Source organism: Nocardia gipuzkoensis, assembly GCF_021183645.1.
In the GTDB taxonomy this organism is placed as follows: Bacteria; Actinomycetota; Actinomycetes; order Mycobacteriales; family Mycobacteriaceae; genus Nocardia; species Nocardia abscessus.
The window spans coordinates 118,162-144,147 of record NZ_CP089225.1 but is presented as its reverse complement, the minus strand read 5'-3'; the positions used below and the strand labels follow the sequence as shown (position 1 = coordinate 144,147).

The following is a 25,986-nucleotide window of genomic DNA, read 5'->3' as shown; positions in this document are numbered from 1 at the left end:
GACTCAGCCGGGGAGTCGTTGCGCGGGATAGTCGCGCAGTCGCGGATCGGTGTCGCCGACGACGACCGGATGGCCGACCAGGTCGAACATCGCGATGTCGGAATGGTGATCGCCGAACGCCGTACAGGTGGACAGATCGATGGCGTTCCGCTCGGCATACCGCAGCAAGGCCGCGGACTTGTCGGCCCCGACCATCGTCGCGAGGACTTTCCCGGTGTATTTTCCGGCCGCCGTCTCCATCGTCGTGCACAGCACCGAGGTGGCGCCTACGGCGTCGGCGATCGGCCGCAGCGCCGGGGTGAACGAGCCGGAGACCAGCACGATGTGCGTCCCGCCGCGGGACAGTTCGTCGAGCCGCTGTCGCACGGCGGTGTTGAAGAAAGCCGGATCCGCGGCGCACGAGGTGAACCAGTCGTGTCCGATGCGGCGCACGTCGGCGACGTCGCGGCCGGCCCATCGCCGATAGAACCACCGATGGGATTCGCCGCGGCTCATTCCCGCTCCACGAAGTGCGTGGAACTCTTCGACCACGGTGTCGGCTTCGGGGCCGCGGCCCCCTCGCCGCGCGTCGAACAGGAACAAAGACAGGAAAGTCACGCAACGGACCAAGGTTTCGTCGACGTCGACGAAAGCCGCTGGCACACCGGCTCGATCGATCCGACGCGCTACCGGCGGCGCGCCTGGGCGGGCGGAGCCCGTGGTCTGCGCATGCTGTCTCATGACGCGGCGACCTCGGTCTGCACGGTGGAATCGGTGCGTCGTCCTTCTTCTTTCCCCGGTGGTGGGTCGCCGCGATGCGCCGCGGGGGTGGCGCCACAGAGTTTCAGCAACGGTGCGGTCATCGCGGTGGTGACCAATGCCATCATGACGAGCAGCGAGTACAGCCGCTGTTCGATGACGCCGATCGTGAGCCCGATGTTCAGGATCACCAACTCCGTGAGCCCGCGGGTGTTCATCAGCGCCGCGAGGGCCGCGGATTCGGCTCGATCGGTCCGGGCGAGGCGGGCCGCCAGGTAGGTGCCGCCGAGCTTTCCGGCGATCGCGGCGAACATGATCGCGGCGAATTCGCCGATCGCGGCGCGATCGAGGGCGCCGAGGTCGACCTGGAGGCCGGCCACCACGAAGAAGGCGGGCAGGAAGATGCTGCTCAGGAGCTGGGCGCCGCTGTCGACCGCCGCGCGCAACCGCCGGGGGAAGACGACACCGAACAGGAACGCGCCGAAGATCAGGTGCAGTCCCAGCCATTCGGTGGTGGCGCCCAGCAGCAGAGCACCGGCGACGCCGAGGAAGACCATGTTGCCCGAATTCTTCTCCGACCCGGTGCGGGAGAGGTGGTCGAGGGCTGGACGCACCGCCCACCACAACACCAGGACCAGCGGAATGAACAACAGCAACCGCCAGTGGTGATCCGTGCCCGGCCGGGCGATGGCGATGACCACCGCCAGTCCGCACCAGGCCAGCACGTCGTCCACCGCGGCGCAGGTCATGGCCGATTGGCCGAGCGGGGTGCCGAGCAGCTTGCGGTCGTGCAGGATCCGGGCCAGCACCGGGAACGCGGTGACGGCCAGCGCGCAACCGATGAAGAGCGCGAAGGTCAGCCGGTTGTCACCGTCGTGCCGGGCCAGCGCCCAGAGCGCGATGACCGAACCGAGCGCGAAGGGCGCGATGTAGGCCGACAGCGCGATCGCCGTGACCGACCGCCTGCGTCCGGCGATCGACCGCAGATCCATCTCGAGGCCCGCCGAGAACATGAAGATCATCACCCCGACATTCGCGAATGCCGTGAGGTACGACCGGATGTCGAGCGGGAAGACCGCCTCGGACAACTGCGCCCCGAGAACCGTCGGGCCAGCGAGTATGCCCGCCACGATCTCGCCGATCACGGCGGGCTGGCCGAGCCGCTCGGCCAGCCAGCCCAGCAGACGTGCCGCGCCCACGATCAAGACGAGGTCCAGCAACAGAAAGATCATTTGATGGCTCGGCATCGCCTCGACTCCGTTCGACCTCGACGAATCGCGGGATCGGATTCGATGCTCGCACGGGGTATCTCCGTAGCGAATCGACCGCGGTGCGGAACCCCCCGAAACTTGGACTGCCTGCACCGAGACGATAGCGCACCGGCCCGGTGGACGCGGTCGCAGAGTGATCCAGGCCACGCCCGTCGTGACAGGGGTGCGGGGCTGGCGCAAAGAGGTGCATCTCTGTCGCGAATCGGACTGGCTGGTCGCTCTTTTGGTTGTGAATACTTCGTTCTATGGCTTGTGCCGGTCGGAGGGCTCAGCCGAGGGGAGTCGACGTTGTTCGAAGGTAAGACGGTACTCGTAACCGGTGCGGCAACCATCATCGGAGCTGAAGTCGCTGGTGTCTTCGCCGAATATTCCGCGAATGTCGTACTGGGTGACATAGATACGGATGGGGGGAAGGAGACGGCCGCCGCGATCGGCGACCGAGCCGTCTTCGTGCCGCTCGATGTGCGCAGCGACGCGTCGATCAGGTCGTTCGTCGCGGCCGCGGTCGAGCGGCACGGACGGATCGATGTGCTGGTCAACATCGCCTGCGTCTATGGCGACGACGGGCCCGGCGGGGACGCGCGGGCACAGTGGCTCGACGTGCTGAACACCAATGTGGTCGGCGCGGCGATGTTGTGCGAGCAGGCGCGCACCCAGCTACGGGATACGGCGGGATCCATCGTCAATTTCGCGTCTCCCAGCGGACGCATCGCGCAGGCCGGGCGCATTCGATACCCGGTCAGCAAGGCGGGAATGCTGCAGCTGACCCGCAGTCTCGCACTGGAATACGCCGGCGACGGGATCCGGGTGAACAGTGTCTCGCCGGGCTGGACCTGGTCTCGCGTGATGGACGAGATCACCGATGGAGACCGGGCCCGCACCGATGCGGTGGCCTCGCGGTTCCACATGCTGGGCAGGGCGGCCGACGCCCGCGAGATCGGCGAGGTGGTCGCCTTTCTCACCTCGTCCAAGGCGAGCTTCGTGACCGGCGCCGAGTGGACCGTGGACGGCGGTTACTCGGCGCTCGGACCCGAGCAGACCACGTCGGCGATCGAGCTGCTCATGCGAGAGCGCCCGGAATCGCACGCAACTTCTCTGGCTTAGGAATTGGGAAAATGACTGCAGCAACAATCTCGGCGACCTCCCTGCTGACGGCGGTCCGGTCGCTGGCCCCCGATTTGGCCGCGCGTCGCAGTGAGATCGACGCCGAGCGCAGGCTCCCGGTGGACATCGTCGAGCGGCTTCGCGAAATCGGTGTCTACCGAATGTGTTTCAGCGCTGAGATCGGCGGCCCCGGCTTGACCTCGCTCGAGCAACTGGAAATCGTCGAGGCGCTGTCGTACGGCGACACCGCGACCGGCTGGTGTGCCATGATCGGCGCCGCCACCGGCATCTATGCCGGCTATCTCGACGAACAGGCCATCGCGGAGCTGATGCCGACGCAGGACCTCATCACCGCGGGACTGATCTTCCCGGCCGCCCGCGCCGAGCGGGTCACCGATGGTTACCGGCTGACGGGACGATGGAAGTTCGGAAGCGCGATCACGCACGCGGACCTGGTCATCGGTGGCGCGTTCGTGACATCGGAGGGCAAGATGGAGCAGACCCCGGACGGCAAGCCCGTCGTTCGGCTGTTCTACATGCGGCGCGATCAGGTCGCCGTGTTCGACACCTGGGACACCACGGGCCTGCGCGGCAGCGGGAGCAATGACTACGCCGTCGAGGACCTGTTCGTTCCCGAGCGCCATTCCTTCGCATTCGGGGAACCGAAGAGCTGCAGCGGGAAACTGGCCGAGCCGGAGGCGCTGGCCCGGATCATGCCGGGGGTGCCCCTGGGGACGGCCCGCGCGGCGTTGGACTACGTACGCGATGTCGCGGACGGAAAAGTAGTGGCCGCGACGGGGCAGAAGTGGGCGGACAACTACCGCGCCCAATATCTGCTCGGAGAGTGCGAGATGGAGTACATCGTCGCGCGCGGCGCTGTCGTCAACACCATCACGGAGCTGTGGAACGCGTTGGACGGCAACCGTTTCGTGGACCTGCCCACGGATCTACGGATCGCGACCGCGCTGGCCAGGACCAATGCCTTCCGCGCCGCGCAACGAATCCTCTCTCGCCTGTGCGAGCTGGTGGGCACCGATGCGATCTACCGGCCGAATCCGCTCGATATCTGGCTGCGCGATACGAACACGATGGTTCGGCACATCATCGCGCACGACCAGGTGATCCAGTCGACCGGCGCCTTCGTGCTCGGCGGCAGACCGGAGTTCCCGTTCGTCGTAGGGTTGGGCTGATCGATGATGGAAGTCGACAATCGCAAACGGCTGCCGTCCTTGACCGGACTGCGGTTCTTCGCCGCGTTCTCGGTATTCATCTTCCATGTGATGCTGCCGAACTCACCGATACCGCCCTACAAGCCGGTCAACCTGTTCTCCGATCCGGATATCGCGTACAACGCGGCGGTGGTGGTCGGGAAAGCCGGGTTCCTGGGGGTGTCGTTCTTCTTCATCTTGAGCGGCTTCGTGCTGACCTGGTCGTGGAAGCCGGGCTCGAGCAAACTGCAGTTCATCCGGCGACGTATGGTCAAGATATTCCCCAATCACCTGACGTTGTGGGTAGCGTCTATGGTGCTCTTCGCGGCGGCGATCACGTCCTGGAAGGCATGGTTGCCCAATATCTTCTTGATCCATGCCTGGTTCCCGCAGAACTATATCAACGCGGGAGTCAATACGCCGTCGTGGACATTGTCCTGTGAGCTCCTGTTCTATGTTCTGTTCCCCTTCCTGATACCGGCGGTGCTGCGCATCGACGCGAAATACCTGTGGTACGGCGCCGCGGCCATGGTGGCCGGGATGTGCCTGATCGTCCTGCTGACGGTATTCGTCGTGCCGAGCTCCGAGAAATCGGAACTCACGCCCATACCCGTGCTGCAATTGTGGTTCGGATATCTTTTCCCGCCGTCGCGTCTGTTCGAATTCTTTCTCGGCGTGTTCGTGGCGCGCATCGTGATGGAAGGGCGATGGATACGGATCCCCCTCTGGGCAGCGGTCGGCGCGGTCGGCGTGGGATACCTGGTGGCCATGTACACGCCGTTCTACATCGGCTTCGTGCTGGCGACAGCCGTTCCGCTCGCGTTGCTGATCGGCTCCGCGGCGAAGTCCGACCTGGATGGGAGCTCCAGGTTCCTGTCCAGCCGGCTCGCGGTCTGGCTCGGTGAGATCTCGTTCGCCTTCTACATCTGTCAGGGCGTGACGGTGTTCTACGTCCGTCGCGCGATGGGGGCCGCCACGTTCGGCGCGCCGGTCGCGGTGCTGCTGATCGTGCTCCTGTTCTGTCTCAATATCTTCGCCGCATGGTTGTTGTTCACCTTCGTGGAATCGCCCGCGATGCGCCGTTTCGCTCGGCCGAAACGACGACCGGTTGTCGTGGAACAGGTGGTGAATTAGCCGGGACGGGTGAAGCTCGACCACAACTCGATACTTGTTCGGAGGCTCGTGGCGTTGCCATGGGCCTCCGATCTATTTCATGTTTCGGCCATGAATCTATTTGGTTGCCTCTGTGTCTCGGCGGCGGTATCCTGGAAGAGTTCTAACCACGGAACCGGTTATAGACGTGGGGGGTGTTCGATCGATGAACTGCGTGACTCGGATTTGGCTCTGAGCATCGGGGCTCGCCGATCCTGGGTTTCCGCTGGATTCCGGTTCCTGCTTTCGTTCTTACTCTGACGTTTCTGATCGCAGGCAGCTCACCGACGGCTCGATCCGCGTTCATGGCGGAATTTCGCCGTGCGGTCCGGTTGTGTGCGCTCGTTTTGTCGGATGTCAGGAAGGTAGTAATGAGTACGACTGTCGACAACGGGTCCGAGCGCGTCAGCGAACTCGGGCGCCGAGACGCCCCCGCCAGACCCGACCATGACGTCGGGTCGGTCGCCACCCGAATACTCGGTATGGTCTTCGCGCGCAGGCGAAGTGCCGAGCCCGGGGCGGTGTGCGACCTGGCCCCTTGTGCGGAGTGCTTCGCGCCGCACCTGACCAAGGTGATCCGCTACATCCAGCTCGGATTGCCGGTCCACTTCATCATCCCCGCCTTCCCGGCGAAGTCGCGGAACCGCCGCAAGACGCTGGGCCATCTGCCCGACATGGCGGAAGTCCTGGCGATCGAGTCCCTGCAAGGTTTCTGCGACCAGATCTCGGCTGTGTACCGGCCGGGCGCCATCGTGACCATCTGTTCCGACGGCCATGTGTTCAGTGACACGCTGGGAATTCCGGACCTACACGTCGACCACTACGGCGACGAGCTCCGTCGCGTGATCCGGTCGACCGGCGGTGGTTCCATCGGTCTGTACGGATTGCGTGACGCCATGCCGGAAATGGGGTGGGACGAACGCAGGCAGCGCCTGCTGAAGGAGTTCTCCGACGGGATCGACGTGCTGCGCGAGGCGGTCCGGACCGAGCCCGCCGCCCGGCGGATGTTCAACGGAATCCATCGCTTCATGGTCGAGGACAACGCGGTGCTGATGCCCGAGCTGTCCGCCACGCAGCGGCGGAACCGGTCGAAGGAGACGGCTTACGAAGTGGTACAGCGCAGTCAGGCGTGGAGCCGGCTGATGGGGGAGACCTTCCCCGACGCGGTGCGGCTGTCGATCCATCCGCAGGCGAATCACTCCGAGAAGATCGGATTTCACCTCCTGCGGACGCAGGACAGCTGGCTGACCCCGTGGCACGGCGTGGTGCTCGACGACGGAACGAACTACACGCTGGTCAAGCGGATGCAGGCCGAGGAACTGGGTGCTCGCCTGGTCTGGCGCAACAGCCGTCCCAGCCATTTCGTCCTCGGTGCGGCGCCGGAGACCGAAACACAGCGAGCGTAAGGAAGCTCATGACCAGAAGTTTGAACGAAGCACTGCTGGAGGGAGAGCGGCTGCGCCCGTTCGGCCGCCAGGTGACGTCCCCGGCGCAGGGGCAGACGCTCGCGGACGTGCCGATCGACGAACTGCTCGCACTCGCGCTCGGCGCGAAAGTGGTGATACTCCGCGGGTTCGGCCTGCTCGGCAAGGCGGAACTGGAGAATTACTGCCGCGCCGCGGGAGAGATCCTGCAATGGAATTTCGGCTCGATTCTCGATCTGGTGGTGCGGGACACGCCCGAGAACTATCTGTTCGACCGAGGCGATGTCCCATTCCACTGGGACGGCGCGTTCGCCGAGCAGGTGCCGCGATTCTTCCTCTTCCAATGTGTGCAAGGCGAGGGCGCCGGTGGCGAGACCGTGTTCTGTGACAGCGTCCAGGTCTATCGGGAAGCGCCCGAAGACCTGAAAGAGCTGTGGGCCCGGGCCACCATCACGTACCGCACGGACAAACTCGCGCATTACGGCGGCCTCGCCGAATGGCCGTTGCTCGGCACTCATCCGGCCACCGGCGAGACGACGATCAGATACGCCGAGCCATTGGATCCCGCGCGATACGCCAATCCGCTGTTCCTTACCGTCGACGGCATTTCGGCCGAGGACGGCGTGCGCGTCATGGAGGACTTGCGCGAGCGGCTGCACGACGCGCGCTACTGCTACGCCCACGAATGGCAGACCGGCGACATCGTCGTGGCCGAGAACCACTCGCTGCTGCACGGCAGAAATGCCTTCACCGGGTCGGTAGCCCGGCATCTGCAGCGCATCCAGATCATCTGAGCTACCAGCCATTAGAGAGGACTATCAATGGCTACATCGAACTCACGGCCAGCGAGCGAGTACGACGTCGTGATCATGGGCGGTGGTCCCGCAGGGTCCACTCTCGCCGCGATGCTCTGCCGCGAGACCGATCTGCGGGTGGCGGTCTTCGACCGCGAGGTGTTCCCGCGCGAACACATCGGCGAATCCGGAGCGCACCCGTTGGTTCCCGTTCTGCAAGCCAGTGGCGCTCTGGAAAAGGTGCTCGCGAGCGAGTGCTGGATCCAGAAGTTCGGCGGAATCTATCAGTGGGACACGGATCGGCCGTTCGTGGGCTTCTTCGAGCACTCGGACTACCTGGTCGACGGCGTCTACCGCTGGTCGGTGCACGTGAATCGCGCCGAATTCGACACCGTACTGCTGGAACACGCCGAAGCCTCGGGCGCACACGTCTTCCAAGGTGTTCGGATCGTACGGTTCCTCCCCGGTGAATCGGACGCCACGATCGTGCTGGAAGACGGAACCGAGATCAGGGCAGGCTATTTCGTCGACGCATCCGGCCGGGCGAATCAGGTCGCGGCCCGCGGTTCGCAACGTGACAAGCAATGGCTGTCGGACTACCGCAATGTGGCCGTCTGGTCGCACTACCGCAACTGTGTGCCCGCGCAGCGGGCGGACGGTGACTGGAACGTCTTTCGCGCCGACGACCTGTCGCCGATCTACGCGGTGGCCTTCGAACGCGGGTGGGTGTGGTACATCCCCACGCCTCGCCTGGTCGACGGTGTCCGGGAGAACGTGTGGTCGATCGGCATCGTGACCAATCCGGAGTCGATCGCCAGGGTGGATCTGCGTGATCCGGACATCTTCCTGAAGACGATCAAATCGATTCCGGTGCTGCGGGATCTGGTCGCGGATGCCGAGCCGATTCGTGCCGAGATGCTGACGGCCACCAACTACTCCCGCGTCAGCGAGTGTTTCGGTTCGTACTCCGATCGCTGGATGGCGGTCGGGGACGCGTCCTACTTCGTGGATCCGCTGTTCTCCTCGGGGATGTCGTTCGCCGTCACGCAAGCCTGGGCGGCCGCGCTGGTCCTCCGGAAGACCTTCGACCAGGAGCTGGACGAGCAGTCCAAGGAAGACCTCTGGCGTGACTACGACGTCGAGTGGCGCGGCATGGCGGAGACGTGGGCCCTCAGTATCGACCAGTGGTACCACGAGATCTCGCGTTCGCATCCCGAGAGCCCGTACTGGAGCGCCCAGGGCCGGCGAGTCGGGGTGGACAACGCCACCGAGGGGACGTTCCAGGCGCTGCTGAACACCGCGCTGGTGCCCGACCTGCTGAACATCATGACGAAGGGCACTCGCGATCCGCGTGACCTCGCCACCGAAGGGCCCTACCTCCGAGCCTTCACCGCGGCCGACGCGGTGGACTTGGGACCGGGCGACAGGGTGGCGCTGTCTCCCGACGCACGGATTCGCGCGGGGCTGGCGGCGGACATCCCGGGGTTCAAAGGCATGTCGCCGCCGTTCGAGATTCCGCAGGCGGCACGCGAAGGGCTGGCCATGTACTGGCGAGATCCCATCGCCAACAGCGACGCCGCGCCGTCCCCGCTCGCCGACCCGGTGCCCTGCCACCGGATCTACTCCGCGGCCGACCCCGGCATCGAGGTGCGGTGCTTGGAGCGGGACGGGGGCGAAGAACTGTGGGAAACGCTGAACCGCGGCGCCGCGCGCTGGTCGGAGCTGGCGCCACAGCTGTCGGTGTTGCAGGGGCGGGCCTTGAAGCGCTTGATCCGCGCCGGGTTGGTGGTCGTCGGGCCGGAAGCGGATCAGCAGGTCGACTAGGTCGGCGACATGAGGTCATTGGCTGTACTGGCGGTCGACGACGTGATTCCGTTCGACCTCTCGGTTCCCATCGAGATCTTCGGCCGGGCCGTGCAGGAGGACGGAACTCCGGCGTACGAGGTGGAGGTCTGCGGCGTGCGCTCCGACGTTCCGTCGAAGTTCTTCGGGATCTCGTGTCTGCGCGACCTCGATTATCTCGAGGAGGAGGCCGGAACGATCATCGTGCCGGGATCGATGAGTTATCGGTCCCGGCCGTCGGATCGCTTGCGAAGGGCGTTGGTTCGCGCCCACGAGCGTGGGGCGAGGGTGGCGTCGATTTGCCTGGGCGCGTTCACTCTCGCCTCGGTCGGACTGCTCGACGGGAGACGGGCGACGACACATTGGATGGCCGCCGCCGAGTTGTCGAGGAGCTATCCGAGAGTGCGAGTGGATCCCACGGTGCTGTATGTGGACAGCGGATGCATCCTGACTTCGGCCGGCGCGGCGGCTGGGCTGGATCTGTGCCTCCACATGGTTCGGCGGGATTACGGGACCGCGGTGGCGGCGGCTACCGCCCGGCTCTCGGTGATGCCGCTGACACGCGACGGGGGACAGGCCCAGTTCATCGCGGAACGCCCGCGTTCGGAGGCGGACAGCAAGTCCATCAATCCCACATTGGAGTGGGCGGACACGATGCTCGGTGAGAAGATCACTGTGCTGGATCTGGCGGAGCGGGCCGGAGTCAGCAAGCGCACGCTGATCCGGCGTTTTCAAGAGCAGGTCCGGATGACGCCGAACGAGTGGCTCCAGACCGCGCGGGTGCGCAAGGCGCAGGAGCTGCTCGAGACGACCATCCTCACGATGGAGTGCATCACCGATCGAACGGGGTTCGCTTCGGTGGCCGCGTTCCGGAAGGTCTTCCGCAAGACCGTGGGGGTGACGCCGCAGGCGTACCGGCGGGCCTTCCGCTGACCGTTCGCGCGGCCCGTCCGCGGGCCGGTCGTTCGCAGCCGGCGGCCGGGTCTCGCCGTGGATCCATATTCTGGATTCGCGGCGAGTAGCCCGGTCGGCCGGTTTACTCGTACTCGCGCTACTCGGGATTTTCGTGATAGCCGGAGTGGGGACCATAGTTGGTGCTCGGGTCCCCACGACGAAGGAGATCACTATGCCCACCGCGAATTTCGGTACGAAGGATGATCCCGGCTTCGAACTCGAGCAGAGTCCCGATCTGATCGTGGTCCGCACGCGCAGTGGCCGCGGGATCCGGCGCCAGTCGGGATCGGTGCGCACACCGCTGAGTGGTGAACTCGAGGACGCGACGCTGGTGCAGGCGCACCCCGAGGCCGGGGTCGAGGTCTATCGGCTGCCCGCGGGCTCGAGGTCGGTGGACGAACGCAAGCCGGTGCTCGATGCCGCGCCGGAAGTGCGGTTCGCCGGACACGTCCTGGTGGACCCGGGCACCGGGGAACCGGTGCTCTACACGGAGAACATCTTCGTGAAGTTCGTCGACCGCGTGGACGACGAGCACTGCCGCGCCGTTCTGGACGCGGCGAACCTGACAGTGAAGCAGGCGGTTTCGTATGCGACCAACGCCTACTTCACAGCGGCGCCCGAGGGCACCGGCCAGGAGGTCTTCGACATCGCCAACTCCCTGCTGAGCCGGGATGACGTCGAGTACTGCCATCCGGAACTGATCCGGCGCCGGGCCAGGAAGACGATCTTTCCCCAGCAGTGGCATCTGAAGAAGACCACCATCGGTGGTGTCACGATCGACGCGCATGCGGGAGTGGAAGCCGCTCACGCGGTCACCCGCGGCGCCGGGGTGACGATCGCCGTCATCGATGACGGCGTCGACATCGACCATCCCGAGTTCGCCGGCGCCGCTAAGATCGTCGCGCCACGGGATGTCACATCGAAGTCCAGCGATCCGCGGCCCAAGGACAGCTTCGGCACCGGCCCCGACAACGGTGACAACCACGGCACCGCGTGCGCGGGCGTGGCCTGCGCCAACGGCACGGCCGGAGCATCGGGAGTGGCGCCGGAGTCCGCGCTGATGCCGATCCGGCTCGTCTCCGGGCTCGGCTCGCAGGCCGAGGCGGACGCTTTCGCGTGGGCCGCCGATCACGGCGCCGACGTGATCTCGTGCAGCTGGGGGCCGGCCGACGGCAAGTGGTTCCAGCCGAACGATCCAGTGCACGACCGGGTGGCGGCGCTACCGGCGAGCACCCGGTTGGCGATCGAGCACGCCGTCACCGCCGGACGCGACGGCAAGGGCTGCGTCGTGCTGTTCGCGGCGGGCAACGGCAACGAATCCGTAGACAACGACGGGTACGCGAGTTTCGGGAAGGTGATCGCCGTCGCGGCCTGCAACGACACCGGCACACGCAGTGTCTACAGCGATTTCGGCAAGGCGGTGTGGTGCGCGTTCCCCAGCAGCGATTTCGGACACCGTCCCTTCGGCCATCCCGACGCCCTGACGCCCGGGATCTGGACGGTGGACCGGCACGGAAGGGACGGCTACAACCCCGGTAAGGCGGCGTCCGGGGACGCGGCGGGCGATTACACCAACGACTTCGGCGGCACCTCGAGCGCGTGCCCTGGCGCCGCCGGGGTGGTGGCGCTGATGCTGTCGGTGAATCCGGATCTGGCCTGGGACGCGGTGAAGAACCTGCTGAAGGGCGCCTGCGACAAGATCGACCCGCAGGGTGGCGGCTATGGCGCGGACGGGCGCAGCGACAAGTACGGGTACGGCAGGCTGAACGCGCTCGCCGCGGTGCGGGCGGCTCGGCCACCGGCGGCCGACGCCACTACCGGTGCGGTGCTCACCGTGGGAGGAGAGTGAGACAGTGGCAGCGGACGGCGTTGCGCTGATCGTGGTGGACGCCGCGAATGTCGTCGGTTCGCGGCCCGACGGGTGGTGGCGTGATCGCTCCGGCGCTGCCCGGCGCCTGCTCGCGCGGATGTCGCGGCTGCGGGACCAGCTGGCTGGGCCCGCCGAGGTGGTCGTGATACTGGAGGGAGCGGCGAAGGCCGCGGTCGACGCGGCGAATCCGGAATCCGGCGGCGTGATCGTGGTGCTCGCTGAGGGTTCGGGCGATGACGCGATCGTCGACGTGGTGGCCGCGGCTCGCGCCGAGGACGGCCGCCGCTCGATCACGGTGGTGACGGCGGACCGGGGACTTCGCGAGCGCGTGGCGGCTCTCGGGGCGGAGGTGATCGGTCCGAGCCGGCTTCTGGACTGCCTCGGATCGTGACTCGGTCAGCGCCGGGAAGTCGGTATCGCCTTGATGACACCCGGCGTTTCAACCATCCGTCCAGTCCGTTTTGGGGCAGTCTGAGCGGTATGACCGCCTCCGACGTTGTGGGGATGCCATTGCTCTACCTGGTCGAGATCTCCGAGCCAGGTTACTTCAATCGGCCGTGGTGGAAGATCGCCAGCACCGGCGTGCCGACGCAGGTCCGTGCCGCGCTCACCGAGCTGGCCGTCCGGGTCGAACGGGACGTCCAGCGCGCCGGAGGCGGAGGCAGGTGCTGGTACCGCTACGACGTGCGGTGGTCCGACGGCGCGGTACTCGAGTGTTTCCAGGGTGCGATTCGATCGGTGTTGATTCCCGGCGAGTTGCGCTGCCTGGCCGTCGCCCTGACCTCGGCGACGACCGTTGACCTGCGCACCGCCGAGCGCCCGCTGTATTGATTCCGTCGTCGTGCCGATGACGGACGCCGCAGAGCCCCGAAAAGCGCCGGGGCTCTGCGCGTGGATCGGTGGCTCAGTCCAGCAGAGCCGGTTCCTTGACAGTGTGCGCGTCCGGCCGCGCAGGGTCGACGGCCGGATCGATGTCGATCGTGCGGCGCAGCGGCCGGTTCGGCAGCAGCGCCGCCGCGATGAGTGCGACGACCGTCGCGGCCGCGGCGATGAGGAAGATCCGCCCGGTCGCGTCACCGTAGGAGGCGCGCACGATGGTCGCGATCGGCGCGGGCAAGGCGTCGAGGTCCAGATTGCTGCCGCCGGAGGGCGCGGTCCGGATGCCGAGTTCGGCGAACCCCTTCGCGGACAACTCGCTGACCCGGCCGGCCAGGACCGACCCCAGCACCGAGACTCCGATGGCGCCGCCGAAGGTGCGGAAGAAGGCGACACTGCTCGACGCCGCGCCGACGTTGTGCACGCTCACCGTGTTCTGCACGGCCAGAACGAGGTTCTGCATCATCATTCCGACGCCGAGCCCGACGACGGTGATGTACGCGCCGACCAGCCACAGGCTCGTCGCGTGGTCGATCGTGGAGAGCAGCCCGAATCCGGCCACCAGTAGCGCGGCTCCGGCGACCACGAACCCCTTCCATTTGCCGCGCCGGGTGATCAGCTGGCCGGAGCCGACCGAGGCGATCAGCATGCCCGCCACGAGTGGGATGGTCAGCACGCCGGCCGCGGTCGGGGAGTAGCCGCGCGCGGTCTGGAAGTACTGGCCCAGGAAAGTGGTCGCGCCGAACATACCGATACCGACCGCGATGGAGGCGATGATCGCCAGGCCCGTGGTGCGTTCGGTGACGATCGGCAGCGGGATGATCGGCGACTCGGCGCGGGACTCCACCCATACCGTCGCGATCAGCAGCAGCACGCCGGAGCCGACGTAGATCGCCGATTCGGGCGAGATCCAGTCGTAGTATCCGGCTTTCCCGGCGAACGACACCCAGATGAGCAGCACCGACACACCGCCGGTGAGCAGTGCCGCGCCGAGCCAGTCGATCGACACCCCGTCCTTGCGATCGGTGGGAAGCCGCAGCGTTCGCTGCACCAGCGCCAACGCGATCACGGCCAGCGGCACGCACACGAAGAAGCACCAGCGCCAGCCCAGCGGGCTGTCCACGATGACACCGCCGAGGATCGGTCCGCCGGACATCGAGACCGCCATCACGGCGCCCATGTAGCCGGAGTAGCGCCCGCGTTCGCGCGGGGCGACGATGGAGCCGATGATCGCGACGACGAGCGCGGTCAGCCCGCCCATCCCGATGCCCTGGACGACGCGCGCGACCAGCAGCAGCGGGACGTTGCTCGCGAATCCGGCGAGGACCGAGCCGACCACGAAGATGACGATGGCCGACTGGACCAGCGCCTTCTTGTTGAACAGGTCGGCGAATTTGCCCCAGATCGGGGTGGACGCCGCGTTGGCCAGCAGCGCCGAGGTGATGACCCAGGCATAGGCGGTCTGCGAGCCCTGGAGGTCGCCGATGATGGTGGGCAGCGCGGTGGCGACGATCGTGGTGCTCAGCAGCGCCGTGAACAATGCCGCGAGCAGTCCGGTCATCGCTTCCAGGACTTCGCGGTGGGTCATCGCGTACGGGTCGCGTCGCGTCACCGACTCGACTGAACTAGACATCTACTTCCTGACTCTCTCTCGAAACCGGCTGGTGCGCGCCGGCCGTGCTGTTCTGCGCGTGCGTGGTCAGTGCGTCGCGGAGCTTTTGCACGGCGACGCAGGCCTGCTCGGCGTCGTCTTCACTCCAGTCCGCGAGGACGTTCTGCAACCCCCGCGCCCGCGACCCCCGCACGCGGTGCAGCAGATCGCGGCCTTCGTCGGTCACCCGGATGAGGGTGGCCCGGCCGTCGGTGGGATCGGCGTGCCTGCTGATGTAGCCCGCGGCGACGAGTTCGGTGACGTGCCTGCTGAGGGCGCTCGGGCTGATGCACAGGTCAACGGCCAGGTCCACTTGCCTGCACGAGCCCTTGGACTCGAGCGTGCCCAGCACCCCGATGCCGCCCGGGAGCAATTGCCCTTCCTCCGGGTGTGCGAGCACGGTGCGGATCGCCCGGCCCATCAGATAGAGCTCTTTGATCAGGCTCTGAGCCGTATCGGGTGAGACTGCCATGGCCGCTCCAGACGAAATAAGTTGCTTGCGCTATGCAACTATAAAGTAATTGCTTGCGCTAAGCAACTAGCAGATTTGGCGTCTGGCCCCTGGTCGATGGACGGAGGTGTGTGGAGGGTGCAGCAGATTTGCGGCTATCGAACTGCGCAAAGGCGGCCGCCCCCACCCCAGGGTGAGTCGGTGCCCACCCCTGGGTTTGCTGGATGCTCCCTGAGGCCCCTGGTTATGCGGTTATGAACGGCGGACAGTAATAGCTGACACCAATACCGATTGCCGCGAAGGAACCACGAGATGCAGCCGACTTTCGTTCACCACATGAGGCAGCAAGTTGCCGAATATGGGAATACCAGGTCGTACACCTACCTTCGTGAGACCGGCCGCGAGCTCGGCGAAGAGATCCGCACCTACCGTGAGCTCGACCGTGACGCCAGGGCGTTCGCCGCCTGGCTCGCGGGCCGTCCGGAGTCGGCGGAGCCGGTCGTGCTTCTCTATCTCGACGGTATGGCGTTCCTGCGGGCGTTTCTCGGCTGTCTGTACGCAGGAGTCGTGGCCGTCCCCGCGCCCGTGCCGCACGACGCAGGCAGCGCCCAACGAGTGGCGGGTGTGATCGCGGATTCCGGCGCCCGACTGGTGCTCACGACCGCGCACTTCCAGCCGCTCATCGAAGCGGCCACGTCCGCGGCCGTGATCGCGACCGACGAGCCGCTCGGGGATCCCGACGCGTGGCGGATGCCCGACATCGACGCGGCGACGATCGCGTTCCTGCAGTACACGTCGGGGTCGACCGGCGCTCCGAAGGGTGTGGTCGTGACGCACGGCAATCTCGTGCACAACGAGGCCGCCATCACCGCGGGCGGATTGAACGCCGCTGGGACCGGTGTCAGTTGGCTCCCGCACTTCCACGACATGGGCCTGATCGGCTTGCTGCTCGGATCGGTGTACGCCGGCGCCAACTTGGTGTTCATGGCGCCGACCACGTTTCTCAAGCGTCCGGTGCGCTGGCTGCAAGCTATCGACAAGTACCGCGCGACCTACACAGCAGCACCGAATTTCGCCTACGACCTGATCGCTCGCCGGGTGACCGACGAGCAGCTGGCAGCTCTCGATCTCAGCAGCCTCGAGATCGCTATCAGCGGCGCAGAACCGGTCCGCGAGCCAACCATGACAGCGGTGATCGAACGGTTCGCGTCCGCCGGCTGGCGGCCGACGACGTTTCGGCCGGCCTACGGCCTCGCCGAGGTGACGCTGCTCGCCAGCGCGCGAACGGTACCTTCGGCGCCCGTCTACCTGGACATCGGACGCGATACGCGGCTCGTCGGATGCGGGCCCGCGGCCCGTGGTCTCGACATCCGCATCGTCGACCCGCATCGGCGCCGACAGCTGCCGGAGAACACTGTCGGCGAGATCTGGATCCGCGGCGAGAGCGTCGCCGCGGGCTATTGGAACCGCGCTGACGAGACCCGCGAAACCTTCGACGCCCACCTCGGTACCGAGGGGCCTTTTCTGCGCACCGGTGATCTCGGGCTGCTGCATGAGAACGAGCTGTTCATCGCGGGCCGACGCAAGGATCTGTTGATCATCAACGGCCGCAACGTCTACCCCCAGGACATCGAGGAACTGATCCGCGAACTGCATCCGGCGTTCGCCGACAGCGCCGGCGTCGCCGTATCCGTCGACGCGGGCGGCCGCGAACGGCTTGTCGTGCTGCAGGGTGTCCAGAAGGCGCGGCTAGGCGACACGACATTCGCCGAACTGACCTCGGCGATCAAGATCGCGATCGCCCGCCGGTTCGACGTGCCCGCGCCGAATGTCGTTCTCGTCGCGCCCCGATCGGTACACCGCACCACCAGCGGCAAGGTCCAGCGCAGCTCGATGCGGCAGGCGTTCATCCAGGATCGCGTCGCGGGTGTCCTGCACGAGGATCTCGAACCGGTGCTGAGCCGGACCATGACCGTCTGATCCATACCCCAGCCGAGGAGCCGAAACATGTTCAGCGCAACCGCCGTTCGCCCGACCACGATCCAGGAGTGGCTTATCGAACGCGTGGCAGACTACACCGAACGCGCACCCCACCACGTGGATCCGGTCGTCCCGCTCGCCGAGCTGGGCTTGGACTCCGTCTCCGCGGTGAACCTGTGCGGCGAGATCGAGGACCGCTGGTCGCTCGAGGTCGACCCGGTGCTGGTCTTCGACTACCCCACTATCGCCGACATCGCCGCGTACCTCGCCGCCGAATTCACCCTCGCCGCATGACCGATGTCGCCATCGTCGGTCTCGACTGCCGATTCCCGCAAGCACCCGATCCGGCCGCGTTGTGGCGGCTGCTGATCGACGGACGAGACGTGATCTCCGAAGTTCCGGCGAGCCGCTGGAACGCCGCCGACTTCCACGACCCGGCCGGTGCGCCCGGCACGATCAACACCCACAGCGGAGGCTTCCTCGACGACGCGGACGCGTTCGACGCCGAGTTCTTCGGCATCGCCCCGAGTGAAGCCGAAACGATGGATCCGCAACAGCGGTTGCTGCTGCAAACCACGTGGCGGGCTTTCGAAGACGCGACGCTGGACCCGCGTGCCGAAGCCGGGTCGCGCACCGGGGTCTACGTCGGCGTGATGGCCAACGAATGGGCCAACTTGCAGATGAGCGACTATGCCGCGATCACCCCGCAGCACGGCTCCGGCAACGGGTACTTCATGACCGCCAACCGGCTGTCCTACCAGTTCGACCTGAAAGGACCGAGCGTCGCGGTCGACACGGCCTGCTCGTCGTCGCTGGTCGCGATCCATCTCGCCTGCGGCGCGCTGGCTTCCGGGGAATGCGATCAGGCGATCGCCGGTGGGGTCAACCTCGTGCTCACGCCCGCTGTCGGCGTCTTCTACACCCAGGCCGGTCTGTCCGCGCCGGATGCCCGGTGCAAGCCGTTCAGCGGCAACGCCGACGGGATAGTGCGCGGCGAGGGCGTCGCGGTGCTCGTCTTGCGGCGCCTCGCCGACGCGCAGGCGGCGGGTCTGCCGATCTACGCGGTGATCAAGGGCAGCGCGGTCAATTCGGATGGGCGCAGCAACGGCATCACGGCGCCGAACCGGTGGGCGCAGCAACAGGTGATCGGCGAGGCGTGCGAGCGCGCCGGGGTACGGCCGGCGGAGGTGGACTTCCTCGAGGCCCACGGCACCGGGACCGTGCTCGGCGACATGATCGAGGTCAACGCGCTGGGACAGCTGCACGCACGCGACCGGCGGCGGCCCTGCGCGATCGGGTCGATCAAGGGCAATCTCGGTCACACCGAGGGCGCCGCGGGAGTGGCGGGCCTGATCAAGGTCGCCCTGAGCTTGCGGCACGGTGTCGTCCCACCGTCGAGGTTCGCCGAGCAGGAGAACCCGCGGCTGCGGATGTCCCAGCAGGGTTTGCGCCTGCTCACCGAACCGATGCCGCTGGAGGGCCCCGGCTACGGGGCAGTCAGCAGCTTCGGCATCGGCGGCACGAACGCCCACGTCGTGCTGGGCAGCGCTCCCGTCGCCGAGACGTGCGCGGCATCCGGCGGCGGCGTGCTCACGCTGTCGGCGAACGACGCGGACGGGTTGCGGCGCAACGCACATCGCCTCGCCGATGCCCTCGCCGCCACCCCGCGGGACCGATTCGCGCAACTGTGCTGGACGAGCAACCAGGTCAAGTCGTCCGGTCGCACCCGGCTCGCCGTCGTCGCGGCCGATCGTGACGCCGCGATCGCGCAGCTGCGCGACGGCGCGGAAACCGGTGTCGCTGCACCGATCAGCGTCGGCTGGATGTTCACCGGACAGGGCTCGCAATTCGCGGGAATGGCACGCGCGCTGGAGGCGGGCAGTCCGTTGTTCCGCGCGGCGCTGGCGGTGGCCGACCAGGCCATGACGGCCCATCTCGGTCGCTCGGTACGCGCGCTGATGCTCGACGAGCACACCGCGATCGACCGCACCGAACTCGCGCAGCCGTCGATCTTCGCGATGGAGTACGCGCTGGCCAAATCGCTCGCCGACGCGGGCGTCCGCCCCGCCTGGATAATCGGGCACAGCATCGGCGAACTCGCGGCCGCGGCGGTGGCGGGGGTGTTCGATCTGGACGACGCGTGCCGGCTCGTCGTCGCACGCGGACGGCTGATGCAGCAGCTGCCCGACGGCGGAGCGATGCTCGCCGTGCAGGCGGACCCGGCCGACGTCGCCGGGTTGCTCGCCGACCGGCCGGAGGTCGCGCTCGCCGCCGTCAACGGCCCGGGCGAGGTCGTGCTGTCCGGCGCGGCGCCGGCGATCGGCTGGATTCGGGATGCGCTCGCTGAGCGTGGAATACGGGCCAAAGCGCTGAACGTTTCGCACGCGTTCCACAGCCCACTGATGGAACCGGTGCTCGAACAGTTCCGGGCCGTTGCCCGCGAATGCACCTACCGGGCACCCGCTGTTCCGCTCTACTCGACCGTGCACGGGCGGCTGCTCGATGAGAACGAGGCGATGGACGCGGAGTACTGGACCGAACATGTCCGCGCCACCGTGCGCTTCGGCGACGCCATCCGGACCGCGCTCGCCACCGAGCCCAGCCACGTCATCGAGATCGGGCCGCGCCGGGTACTGACCGCGCTCGTCGGCCGGGCCCGCCCGGATATGGCCGCGCGTTGCCTGGCGCCCAGCCCGGGGCCCGGCGCGACGGGCGGCGAACTCGCCGGCACCATCGCCGCACTGTACCGCGACGGACTCGACCCCGACTGGGACCGGCTCTACGAACCTGCGCAGCGCGTCCGCCGCAGGCTGCCCGGGTACGAGTTCTCCACCGAGCACCGGTTCTGGGTCGAACCGTGCACGGCCCGAACACCTTCCGTACCAACCGAGGAAACCTCCATGGACCACGTGATCGCCCTTTTCCGCGAGCAGAACGCCGTGCTGGCCGGTCTCGTCGGTGCCTCGTCCGCCGCACCGCAGCCCGCGGGCGCCGTGCCGGTGGCAGCGCAGGATCTCGCTGCGCGGCGTGTGGCGGGGCAGTCGGCCGTTGCGCACGAGCCGATGGCCCCGTCGGTGGTGGCCGGCGTGGTTCGGGCGGAATTCGCAAGGGTGAGCGGATTCCCGGTCGATCGGTTGCGCGATGCCCAAACCTTGGGCGACGACCTGGGTTTCGATTCGCTCATGCTGACCGATCTGATCGCCGCGCTCATTCGCAAGCTGCCCGGACTGACCGTCGACCCGGGCCGGTTCACGCCCACGACGACGCTCGGCGGCGTGATTGCGTACGTCACGACCCGAATGGGTGGGCAAGTCCCCGACGCGGCCGACCGCCGCCCGGTGATCGAGTCCTGCGAACCCCGCCAGGTGGTTGTCGAGCCTGAGTACCGCATCTCCGATTTCGCGGAGGTCATGGCGATCGGCGATCGGCTCTCCGGCGTCGGGACGCTCGGGTTGTCCAATCCCTACTTCTTGGTCAACGACGGCATCACGCGGGACACCTCGGTCATCGACGGCGCCTCCGTGGTCAACTTCTCCAGCTACAACTACCTCGGGCTGTCCGGCCACCCGGCCGTCATCGCCGCCGTGCAGGACGCGGTGGCGCGCTACGGCAGCTCGTGCTCGGCCAGCCGGATCCTCTCCGGCGAGAAGCCGGTGCACCGCGAACTCGAGGCCGAACTCGCGGCCCTGCTCGGCACCGAGGACGCCATCGCACTGGTCGGCGGCCACTCCACGAACGTCACCATCATCGGGCACCTGGTCGGGCCGGAGGACCTCGTGATCCATGACAGCCTCGCGCACGACAGCATCATGCAGGGCTGCAAACTGTCCGGCGCGACCCGCCGTCCGTTCCCGCACAACGACCACGCCGCCCTCGACGAACTGCTCACCGAGATCCGCCATCAGTACCGGCGCGTGCTGATCCTGATCGAAGGCGTCTACAGCCAGGACGGCGACATTCCCGATCTGCCCGCCATCATCGCGGTGAAGAAGAAGCACAAGGCGCTGTTGATGATCGATGAGGCGCACAGCGTCGGCGTGCTCGGCGCGGGCGGCGGTGGCATCGGCGAATACTTCGACGTCGATCGCGGCGACGTCGAGTTGTGGTCGGGCACGACCTCGAAGGCGCTCGCCGGTTGCGGTGGCTACGTCGCGGGCAGCGCGGAGCTGATCCGATTCCTGAAGTACACGACTCCCGGATTCGTCTACAGCGTCGGCATGACGCCGATGAACGCGGCCGCCTCGGCCGCGGCGATCCGGCAGTTGCGGGCCGACGGCGACCCGCTGGAACGCCTTCGCCACAACTCCCGGTTGTTCCTGCAGTTGGCCAGGGACGCGGGCATCGACACCGGCGACAGCCACGACACGCCGATCATCCCGTGCATCGTGGGCGACTCGCTGAAGACGTTGCAGCTGTCGAACGCGCTGCTGCGCCGCGGCATCAACGTCAACCCCATCCTGTATCCCGCGGTGCCGGAAGACCTTGCGCGTCTGCGTTTCTTCGTCACCGCCTGCCACACCGAGGACCAGATCCGCGACACCGTGAAGATTCTCGCCGAGGAACTCGCACAACTCGCCGACAGCTGAGCCGCGTCCGGCCGGCGGCCGCCGCCTGCGCGTTCGATGTGAACGCGCAGGCGGTGCGGCCCGCCCCGGATTACTGCTGTGCGCGGGCGGAGGCGGTGTGCCGAGCGCCTTGGGCCTGGAGATGCCGGGGTCGCTGTAGCATCGGTCCGGACGCCATTGCTCCAGTTCGCGCCGCTCGCGGTGCCGCTGGGCCGGTCGCCGATGAGGGCGGGTTGCGGCAGGCCGTCGGTGGGTCGGAGCCCCGCGCAGGAGCGTGTTCGACCGGATCTTTCGTACGGGCCGCGGGTGATTCGCCGGGTGAGGGTTCGAGCGGTGATCGGGCTCGTTTCATGTGCGACTTTCGGCCTCTTACTCGACAGTGGCTCACGTCCGTGCCGATCGCTGCCGGCTACCGCGGCGGACGAGGCCATAAGCCTTCACGCCGTCGACCGTAGCGACCGCATCGGAGGTAGTGGACAGCAATGATTCGCTCGATCGTGCGCACCGCGACCGCTCTGACGGTTGCCACCGGTTTGTGGTTCGCCGGTACTCCGGCGCCCGTGAGCGCGTCCGCGCCGCCTGCGGTGTTCGTGACCGGCGGCGAGATCTCCGGCCGCGCCGCCGACGGCGTCGTCGAATACTTCGGCATCCCGTTCGCCGCGCCCACCGGGGGCCGAGCGCGGTTCGCACCGCCGCGCCCCGTGCCGCCGTGGCCCGGCGTGCGCCCCGCGCGCGACCACGGACCGCAGTGTCCGCAGAACGGATACCTGCCCGGTCTACCGCCGCTCGGACCCACCAGCGAGGATTGCCTGACCATCGACGTGTACGCGCCGGACCGTGCCCGCGACCGCCCGCTACCCGTCATGGTGTTCTTCCACGGCGGCGGCTATCTCAGCGGCTCCAACACCGAATATGACGGGCCCACCCGAATGGCCGCCGACGGCGACGTCGTCGTGGCCATCCCGAACTACCGCCTCGGGCCGTTCGGCTTCATGTCGCTCCCGGAACTGTCGGCCGAATCCGGCGGCGCCACCGGAACGGTCGGCATCCAGGACCAGCAAGCCGCGCTGCGGTGGGTGCGCGACAACGCGCACGCCTTCGGTGGCGATCCGGGCAATGTCACGATCTTCGGTGAGTCGGCCGGCGGCGTGAGTGTCTGCACGCACTTCGCCGCACCCGGCTCCGACGCCCTGTTCGCCAAGGCGATCATCCAAAGCGGTCCCTGCGCTCGAGCGCCCCTGGCCCCCGGCGATCGCGACGCCGCTTTCGCGCGCTCGCAGCGCTACGCGGACAGCGTCGGATGCGGCGATGCCGCGACCCGGCTGGCCTGCCTGCGCGCACTGCCCGCAGCGACGCTCCTGGACGCGTCGAGCGTCCAATCCGACGGGCGAACTCCCATCTGGGCGCCCAGCATCGACGGCGTCGTCATCACCCGGACACTCGACGCGGGCCTGGTGGAGGACGCACGGAAGACGCCGATCATCGTCGGGACCACCAGCGGGGAAGGTGCGCTGATGGTTGCCGAAACCGACTACGCCCTCGGACACGTTCCGGACGCGGAAAGCTACGAACGTTTCGTGCGCCAATCTTTCGGCGCCGACGCCGATCGAGTGCTGGCCCGATATCCGGTGGACCGATACCCCTCGCCGGCGGCTGCCCAGATCGCGGTGATCACCGACAGTGGTCTCGCCTGTCCCACGATGGCCACCAGCCGAACGGCGCGCGATGCCGGACATCCGCTGTGGCAGTACGAATTCGATCAGGCGCCGCTCGGTGCCGCCAATCCTGTTCTGCCCGGCGCCTTTCACTCCGCCGAGCTGTTGTATCTGTTCACCAGATTCCTGGGCGTGCCTATTCCCTGGACCGGCGCGTCCGCCGCTTTCGCCGCGCAAATGCAACGATGGTGGACCACCTTCGCCCATACCGGTGACCCGAACGCTCCGGGTTCCCCCGAATGGTGGGCCTGGCCGGAGCCGACCGGACACAGCTCCGACGGGCCTGCGCTCATCATGCGAGCGACCGGAAGCTACATGACCGACGACTTCGCCACCCGGCACGACTGTGCGTTCTGGTCCGAACTCGGCGTCGACCCCGCGATGAACCGGCGCCCAGGGGCGGGACCGGTGAGGTGACGCTGCCCTTCGGCAGATCGCCGACTGGCGTGAAAAGTGCTTCGCTGCGGTGGTTTTCAGCGTTCGGCGCGGAACGTGTCTTGCTGCGCTCGAAGCGCTGGGCTATGGTCGTCGTCATGACTGCCGGGTCGGCGACGCGCCGCACACAGAACGGTTACCCGGCCGCGCGGTGATCATCCGGCGGGCCAGGGGCCCGCCCGCCTTCTTCACGAAATCCCCAGTACTACAGGGACATCGGAAGGAGGTGATTACATGTCCCATGCGGAAACGCCACAGACGAGCGGATGGCCGGACTTCGTCTCCGCACACGCTCCGGGCGGAGTGCTCGAGGCGACCGTCGTACAGATCGTGCCGTTCGGCGCGTTCCTGGAGGTCGCTCCCGGCGTGCACGGATTGTTGCACAAGACCGAGTGGTCCACCGAGCCGCGGATCGGCGCCATGCTGACGGTGCGCATCCTCGATATCGACAACGAGAAGCAGCGAGTGGCCTTGGCGCACGCTGAATAACGCTCCCCGCGGGTGTGCCGGGGCAGACTCCACCTGCCCCGGCACATCGTCAAGCCTATCCGTCCTCGCGGCGCCCCGCGTCTGCGCTGCGGCCGAGCGGGTGGCTGGTACGGACCAGGGATGAAGTCGGGTTTCGGGCAAGTCCGCGGGCCATAGCGGCGGTCGGGTGGTCGTCTCGCAACTGGTCAAGCGACCGCTTCTCGTCAGCGACCGTTTCAGGAAGATAGCTAGATGTTTGCCAACTGGCATTGCGGGTAGCACCGCCACGTCGCCCCCTCAGTCCTGAAAGGCCCCGATGCCATGGTTATCAGACCTATCGGTATCCGCAAGGTCGGTCGCGAACTCGGCGGGCTCATTGCTGTCGCGGCGGGATGCCGGGACCGGTGCACCACTCGCGAGCGGGACCCCGGCGAAGCGTGTGGCCGGCTCGTAGCTCATCAGGGGGCCGCATGATCGGCTACTACATCCACCACCGCGGCTGCGGGCATCTGCTTCGAGCGCAATGCGTTCGCGCGCACATCGCTCGACCCGTCGTCGCCCTGTCGTCGTTGTCGCTGGCCGACCACGGGGTTTTCGACGACACGGTGTGCTTGCCCGCCGACGATCGAGCGCCGATCGTCGAGGATCCCACCGCGGGCGGGACTTTGCACTGGGCGCCGCGCCACGATCGCGGCCTCGCCGAGCGGATGGCGGCGGTCGCCGACTGGATCGCCCACGCGCGTCCGGACGCCATGGTGGTCGACGGGTCGGCGGAGATCGCGCTGCTGGCCCGGCTGCACGGCGTGCCCGTCGTCTCGATGGTGCTGCCCGGCACCCGGGCGGATCCGGCGCACCAAATGGTCCACCGGGTCGCCGATCGGTTGATCGCCGCGTGGCCGCGGGGACTGTACGACCCGTGGTGGCTGCACCCGTACGCGGACAAGACGCACTATGTCGGCGGCATCACCCGCTTCGCCGGACGCGTGCCCGTCCGGACCGACCGAGCGGACCAGCGCCCGGTGGTCCTGGTGCTCGGCGGAACGGGCGGCGTGCCGTCCACCGCGGCGATGGTCCGTGCCTGCGCTGCGCGCCACCGCCGATACCGGTGGCGCAGTATCGGTTCGGGTGACTGGGTGGACGACCCGTGGCCGCAGTTGTGCGAAGCCGACGTGATCGTCTCGCACGCCGGTCAGGCCGCGGTCGCCGACATCGCCGCCGCGGGCAAACCGGCCGTCCTGATCCCGGCGGACCGCCCGTTCGGCGAGCAGCGGGCGACCGGGCGCGCACTGGCCGACGCGGGCATGGCGCTCACTCTGGACCGCTGGCCGGATCTCGACGACTGGCCCGGGCTGCTCGCGCGGGCGGGTGAGCTGGATACGGATCGGTGGCGGTGGTGGCACACCCGAGGTGCGGCGGCCCGCGCCGCGGTGGCCGTCAGCGAGATCGACGCCGAGGACCTTCACCCGGTGTCGTGAGAAACGGGCGTGG

The 25,986-nt window shown here is 67.5% G+C and carries 20 protein-coding genes; 16 read left to right on the top strand and 4 right to left on the bottom strand.

Annotation, left to right across the window (positions count from 1 at the left end):
* Positions 1–3 precede the first annotated feature (3 nt).
* Both LTT66_RS00610 and LTT66_RS00605 read right to left on the bottom strand, forming a co-directional pair.
* Positions 4–642, bottom strand: coding sequence for an HAD family hydrolase (locus LTT66_RS00610; RefSeq protein ID WP_233063201.1), 639 nt, complete (start codon positions 640–642; stop codon positions 4–6).
* 74 nt (positions 643–716) lie between these two features.
* On the bottom strand, positions 717–1,985 hold the full coding sequence (locus LTT66_RS00605) for a cation:proton antiporter (protein ID WP_233063200.1): 1,269 nt from the start codon (positions 1,983–1,985) through the stop codon (positions 717–719).
* A gap of 312 nt (positions 1,986–2,297) precedes the next feature.
* On the opposite strand from LTT66_RS00605, the gene LTT66_RS00600 reads away from it, so the two are divergent.
* The 10 genes from LTT66_RS00600 to LTT66_RS00555 all read left to right on the top strand — a co-directional run bounded on the left by LTT66_RS00600 (position 2,298) and on the right by LTT66_RS00555 (position 13,188).
* Complete coding sequence (locus tag LTT66_RS00600; protein WP_233063199.1) at positions 2,298–3,113, top strand: SDR family oxidoreductase; 816 nt, start codon at positions 2,298–2,300, stop codon at positions 3,111–3,113.
* 11 nt (positions 3,114–3,124) lie between these two features.
* Positions 3,125–4,303, top strand: a complete 1,179-nt coding sequence (locus LTT66_RS00595) for an acyl-CoA dehydrogenase family protein (RefSeq protein ID WP_233063198.1) — start codon at positions 3,125–3,127, stop codon at positions 4,301–4,303.
* A 3-nt stretch (positions 4,304–4,306) separates the two neighbouring features.
* A complete protein-coding gene (locus LTT66_RS00590; protein ID WP_332909661.1) occupies positions 4,307–5,455 on the top strand; it encodes an acyltransferase family protein in 1,149 nt (382 codons plus the stop codon).
* Between the two features lie 389 nt (positions 5,456–5,844).
* Positions 5,845–6,879 carry an L-tyrosine/L-tryptophan isonitrile synthase family protein gene (locus tag LTT66_RS00585; RefSeq protein WP_233063197.1) on the top strand — a complete coding sequence of 345 codons (1,035 nt, stop codon included), beginning with the start codon at positions 5,845–5,847 and terminating at the stop codon, positions 6,877–6,879.
* 8 nt (positions 6,880–6,887) lie between these two features.
* Complete coding sequence (locus LTT66_RS00580) at positions 6,888–7,691, top strand: TauD/TfdA dioxygenase family protein (RefSeq protein ID WP_233063196.1); 804 nt, start codon at positions 6,888–6,890, stop codon at positions 7,689–7,691.
* A 27-nt stretch (positions 7,692–7,718) separates the two neighbouring features.
* Positions 7,719–9,515: an NAD(P)/FAD-dependent oxidoreductase gene (locus tag LTT66_RS00575; RefSeq protein ID WP_233063195.1), complete on the top strand. Its 1,797-nt coding sequence runs from the start codon at positions 7,719–7,721 to the stop codon at positions 9,513–9,515.
* A 9-nt stretch (positions 9,516–9,524) separates the two neighbouring features.
* Positions 9,525–10,466, top strand: coding sequence for a GlxA family transcriptional regulator (locus LTT66_RS00570; protein ID WP_043704155.1), 942 nt, complete (start codon positions 9,525–9,527; stop codon positions 10,464–10,466).
* Positions 10,467–10,659: 193 nt separating this feature from the next.
* Positions 10,660–12,336 (top strand): S8 family peptidase, encoded by a 1,677-nt coding sequence (locus tag LTT66_RS00565; RefSeq protein WP_233063193.1) that lies wholly within the window; start codon positions 10,660–10,662, stop codon positions 12,334–12,336.
* A gap of 4 nt (positions 12,337–12,340) precedes the next feature.
* Positions 12,341–12,748, top strand: a complete 408-nt coding sequence (locus LTT66_RS00560; protein ID WP_233063191.1) for a PIN domain-containing protein — start codon at positions 12,341–12,343, stop codon at positions 12,746–12,748.
* 89 nt (positions 12,749–12,837) lie between these two features.
* A complete protein-coding gene (locus LTT66_RS00555) occupies positions 12,838–13,188 on the top strand; it encodes a hypothetical protein (RefSeq protein ID WP_233063190.1) in 351 nt (116 codons plus the stop codon).
* Between the two features lie 73 nt (positions 13,189–13,261).
* Here LTT66_RS00555 and LTT66_RS00550 read toward each other — a convergent pair whose 3' ends face one another.
* Both LTT66_RS00550 and LTT66_RS00545 read right to left on the bottom strand, forming a co-directional pair.
* Entirely contained in the window at positions 13,262–14,866 is a 1,605-nt protein-coding gene (locus LTT66_RS00550; protein ID WP_233063189.1) for an MDR family MFS transporter, read from the bottom strand.
* Positions 14,859–15,356: a MarR family winged helix-turn-helix transcriptional regulator gene (locus tag LTT66_RS00545; RefSeq protein WP_233063188.1), complete on the bottom strand. Its 498-nt coding sequence runs from the start codon at positions 15,354–15,356 to the stop codon at positions 14,859–14,861. Before LTT66_RS00545 ends, LTT66_RS00550 begins: the two co-directional genes overlap by 8 nt.
* A 315-nt stretch (positions 15,357–15,671) precedes the next feature.
* Between LTT66_RS00545 and LTT66_RS00540 the strand changes: the two genes are divergently transcribed.
* From LTT66_RS00540 to LTT66_RS00515, 6 genes are all read left to right on the top strand, one after another.
* The gene (locus LTT66_RS00540) at positions 15,672–17,315 is read left to right on the top strand and encodes a fatty acyl-AMP ligase (RefSeq protein WP_233063187.1); all 1,644 of its coding nucleotides are present in this window, start codon (positions 15,672–15,674) and stop codon (positions 17,313–17,315) included.
* A gap of 27 nt (positions 17,316–17,342) precedes the next feature.
* A complete protein-coding gene (locus LTT66_RS00535; RefSeq protein WP_233063186.1) occupies positions 17,343–17,609 on the top strand; it encodes an acyl carrier protein in 267 nt (88 codons plus the stop codon).
* Entirely contained in the window at positions 17,606–21,901 is a 4,296-nt protein-coding gene (locus LTT66_RS00530) for a type I polyketide synthase (protein WP_233063185.1), read from the top strand. The genes LTT66_RS00535 and LTT66_RS00530 overlap by 4 nt, the downstream gene beginning before the upstream one ends.
* Positions 21,902–22,362: 461 nt before the next feature.
* Positions 22,363–24,012 carry a carboxylesterase/lipase family protein gene (locus LTT66_RS00525; RefSeq protein ID WP_233063184.1) on the top strand — a complete coding sequence of 550 codons (1,650 nt, stop codon included), beginning with the start codon at positions 22,363–22,365 and terminating at the stop codon, positions 24,010–24,012.
* A gap of 252 nt (positions 24,013–24,264) precedes the next feature.
* A complete protein-coding gene (locus tag LTT66_RS00520) occupies positions 24,265–24,519 on the top strand; it encodes a S1 RNA-binding domain-containing protein (protein ID WP_233063183.1) in 255 nt (84 codons plus the stop codon).
* 449 nt (positions 24,520–24,968) lie between these two features.
* Positions 24,969–25,973: a glycosyltransferase gene (locus tag LTT66_RS00515; RefSeq protein ID WP_233063182.1), complete on the top strand. Its 1,005-nt coding sequence runs from the start codon at positions 24,969–24,971 to the stop codon at positions 25,971–25,973.
* Positions 25,974–25,986 lie beyond the last annotated feature (13 nt).